Here is a 3,447-nt window from a genome sequence, read left to right on the forward strand (position 1 = left end):
ACACCAATGACGATTTCCATGTGCCCGGCAGCGTTGCCGACGACCGCGTCACGATGACGACCAAACCCACCAAATTCGTCGGCATTCAAGGCGACGCCGCCATGGTCAATTTACGCGCTCGGTAACAGTTACGTTCAGAGCAACGTTGGTCCATACCAGTATCAGACCCCGCTACCTTTGGTTCAGTCAGCGCTATCAGGGGAGATACGCAGGGGGCGGAGCCCGTTTGGTGTGGTGGTGGTGAAAGCATAGCGACCGAGCATGTTGACGTGTTGATCACCGAGCGGAGACAGCCGGGCGATATCGGCGTCACCCACGAGGTTGTCGGCCTCGCGCAATGCATTGATGCAGGCATCGGTGCAGCTAGTGTTCCAGAGCACGATGGCGTTCAGGACCAAGCCAAGTGCACCGAGCTGGTCCTCCTGGCCTTCACGATAGCGCTGGTAGATCTGCCCGCGCCGCCCGTGGAAGATCGCGCGTGCCAGACGGTGGCGTGATTCCTGGACGGTCTGCTGCGTATGGGTCGTTCGTCGGTATGTTTCCTCAAGTGGGTCGATGAGGGCGAGCAGGTGGATGGTCTTGTCCATGCGCCCATATTCGGTGATCGCGGCACCCAGTGGGGACGGGCTGCCATCACGCGAGAGCATGCGTAGCAAGTCGTAGGCGCGCACCGTCCCTGTCGCGAGAGACGCAGCGACGCGGGTCATGTCATCCCAGTGTGCAATGATCCTGGCTAAATTAATCCGGTTGCGGGCGACATCGTTCAGCGACCCGTAATCGGAGTCCGTGGTGCCACGCGGCGTTGCGCGCCAGAGGCGTTGGTCGGACAGATTGGCGATCCGTGGCGAGAGCCGATAACCCAGAAGGGCGAAGATCCCGAAGACCATGTCGGAGTAGGAAGCCGTGTCCGAGGTGATCGTTTCCGGTCGGGGACCGCCGTCGAGGTTCAGTATCGTGTCCAGCACGTAGAGTGAATCACGCACGGTGCCGGGCACGACAGTGGCGCCGATGCCGGCCACCTGGTCGTTGACCGCGTTGAACCACGTCAGCCCACGTCCTCGGCCGAAATACTTCGGGTTCGGGGCAGCGTTGATCGTGCGTACCGGGACCACGAACCGCAGACCATCGACGGAGGCCAGCAGCCCACCGCCCCACACCTGGGCGACAGGGATCTCGCCCTGGGCCTTGATCAGGGTCGCGTTCGCGGCGGAGTGGGTCTCGCTGCGCAGGTAGTTGGCATCCACATGTCCGAGCCGAGCGCACGTCAGAGACGGGTGTCCCTCAGCAACCACGGGTGTCAGGCCAACGTTGCAGGCCTCTGCGACCAGCAGGGCCGCAACCGAGCGCGGCAGATCATCCATGCGGGCCTTGGACTGCCCGATGTGAGTGTAGGCGTCGAGGAACCCGGTCCAGGAATGAACCTCCAGCAACAGCTCGGGGAGATCCACCCGTGGCAGCGTCGAGGCGACCTGCCCACGGAGTTCACGCAGCGAGTCCGGGATCTCCAAGGCATCCAGACGGTCAACCTTCAAACGTGTGCGCCCGTCCGCACTTGAGGGTTCCACCCGTACTGAACCGTTCGGGCCCGATTCCTCGAGGCTTGCCGTCAAGCTCTTCCAGGCCGTATCCAGTACCTCAACACGATCGTTCAGGTGTTCAGCAGCCGGCCCTTCTAGGCTCAAGCTGGTCAGCGCCCGATCACGTACCTGCTCCCACTGTTCACCGTCGAGCAGCTGGGCGCGCGTGGGTCGCCCCACCGAATCGATGGTGTGGCAAACACGTCCCGACGGCGCAGGCAAACGCGTAGCTGCTCCAACACGCACAGAACCCATGCTTCCCGGTCAACCTCTACACCGTCGCGACCGAACACCGCTGCGCGCCAGGCAGCCGGTACCAAAGCCTCGGTAACGTCGTCCTTGTGGAGCTGCCGGCGGCCACGCAGGGCTTCCAATCCGGCCAGGGCATCAAGCACAGGCTGTCCTATAACCGTTGCCCGCAGTGGCAACACGGTAGCCAACAACCCCAGGAACGGGGTAACCGTCCGGTATCGGCGGGCCACCTGCACACGCATCGCGCCCTCCAGTCCCGAGGCGTCCGGGATGAGAGCACCGACCGTGTCGGCGTACTGCGTGATCTGATCCCTTGCGGCGACCTTCTCCAGCCGGGCCCATACCCTCGCTACATCCACTTGCTCGCCCGCTTCTTCCAGCAGACAGACCAACTCACGGCCGACACGGGCAAGAACAGCCGAGGCCTTCTCCAGCTCGGGCAGTGTCTCCAACCGTGCCGCGACCGCAGCCCTCTTCGAGGGCCCCAATACCTTCGATGCCATCAGTGCATCGAACAAGTCCAACGCATCATCGACCGCCGCCACTGACAACACTTCCACTGTCGCAACCAACGTGGCCGTGCGGCGCGGCTCCGCCAACCGGCGCAGCGACTGCGCCTTTGCTTCCACCCCATATCGTGCCAGCGCCCGTAACCGCGATGCCGGCATTCCTGAAGTTTCCACCGCGCCAATCCCCAGGGCACTGACTTGCTCGACCCGTGCCAGGGCCTCGTTCAAGGCAGGCCCGGACAACCTCACAGGCCCTGCGCGTAATGCTTCTAACCTGGACCCACGGGGACCCTCATCAACGGCCAGCAATCCAAGCAAACGTCCCGGCAACTGAGGATCCGCGGTCATTGCTGCCCCAGCCAGTCGCTCGTACAGCTACGACACTGCACGTTCACGAGCAGCCTGAACCGACTTCAGCAGTCTTGTCATGCCAGGAAGGAGTACCTTTTCCGACGCAACCAGGCCACCGCATGGGCGAACAACGCCTTCGGCCCCTCGCCATGCGTCCAGGCGCGCGAGTAAACGAACTCGCTCAAATCCTCGACCGCAGCTCCCGTAAAGTCCCCGTAGCCATAGAGCCGGCGGATCTCCCGCGCATGAGCGTTCGGAGTCGCAACGCGCTCGGGATACCGCTTGATCACCGACGGATCAGCGATTCGGAGCTGTGCCGCCAAATATTCCACCACGGACCACGGAACATCCAGCGGATCCGACAGGAAAGCACCCAGGAACCGCACTGTCCCAACCTGAAGCGCGAAACCGAGCCGGTTATGGTCACCGCGGCGCTCAGCAGTCCCTTCCAGGTCAGCCGCGTCGAGATAGAAGAACTGCTCCAGCTCCGGCTGAGATGGCTCGCCTACGAACCGCCCGAACAGCACCGCTTGTTCCTCAGTCAAATATTGATCAGTCGGCATATCACCACGCTACCTCGCGCCCGCGCAGGGCATAGCGCTCAATCCGTCCCCGTTATTACCAAGACCCCGTGTCAGTGGAAGTTCTAAAGTGACCATAGGCGGCAATCCCCGCTGACCACCAGCGGCAACCGGACTGACCACCGGCGGCAACGCTTTTGACCACGGGCGGCAGCCCGCCCGGACCCCATTCGCGGC

1 pseudogene is annotated in these 3,447 nt (G+C 63.0%); it reads right to left on the bottom strand.

Annotated features, from left to right (window positions below):
• Positions 1 to 182: 182 nt before the first annotated feature.
• A pseudogene (locus DQ353_RS20945) lies at positions 183 to 3,252 on the bottom strand (Tn3 family transposase).
• Positions 3,253 to 3,447 lie beyond the last annotated feature (195 nt).

Source organism: Arthrobacter sp. AQ5-05, assembly GCF_003287975.1.
In the GTDB taxonomy this organism is placed as follows: domain Bacteria; phylum Actinomycetota; class Actinomycetes; order Actinomycetales; family Micrococcaceae; genus Paeniglutamicibacter.